The organism is Citrobacter sp. TBCS-14, assembly GCF_005280805.1.
GTDB classification, from domain to species: domain Bacteria; phylum Pseudomonadota; class Gammaproteobacteria; order Enterobacterales; family Enterobacteriaceae; genus Citrobacter; species Citrobacter gillenii.
Genome location: NZ_SZWM01000387.1, coordinates 1 through 511, shown reverse-complemented (window position 1 = coordinate 511; position 511 = coordinate 1). Strand labels below are relative to the sequence as shown.

The window sequence follows — 511 nt, the reverse complement described above, 5'->3', positions numbered from 1 at the left end:
GCGATACCAGTCGCGGGCATCATCCAGCGTCCAGTTACCAAACAGCTCCATCTGAATTTCGCCGCCGCAGGACTGCGCGACGCCATGACCTTTCTCTACCGTCGCCAGCGGCGCAGCACAGATGATGGTCATCCAGTTGGCACCTGCTCCAAAGGCTTGCTGCGCGAGGGTTTCACCCGCATCGGCCACTTTCCNGGCTTGCTGCGCGAGGGTTTCACCCGCATCGGCCACTTTCCAGTCGGCGACGATGATTTTATTCGGGCACTGAGCGCGCAGGGCTTTCACGGCGCTCAGCCCTTCGGTTAAGCAGAGAATCGTCCCCGCCTCAACGATATCAACGCTCTCCTGTAGCAGCGCGACGTCGCGTTGTGCGGCTTCAAGGCTGGTGTGGTCGAGCGCCAGTTGCAGTAATGGTCGACTCATCATTCGTGCTCCTTAATGCGGGCGTGGTAGCCCTGTAGTGCGGTAGACCGGCAGACACCGCATCGCCGAGCAGAAATCGCTGAGCACA

General features: G+C 60.4%; 1 protein-coding gene. It reads right to left on the bottom strand.

Annotation, left to right across the window (positions count from 1 at the left end; all coding sequences use genetic code 11):
• A partial coding sequence (locus FDX22_RS15690) for an orotidine 5'-phosphate decarboxylase / HUMPS family protein (RefSeq protein ID WP_186805325.1) occupies positions 1-423 on the bottom strand: 423 nt, incomplete at its 3' end.
• Positions 424-511: the final 88 nt, after the last annotated feature.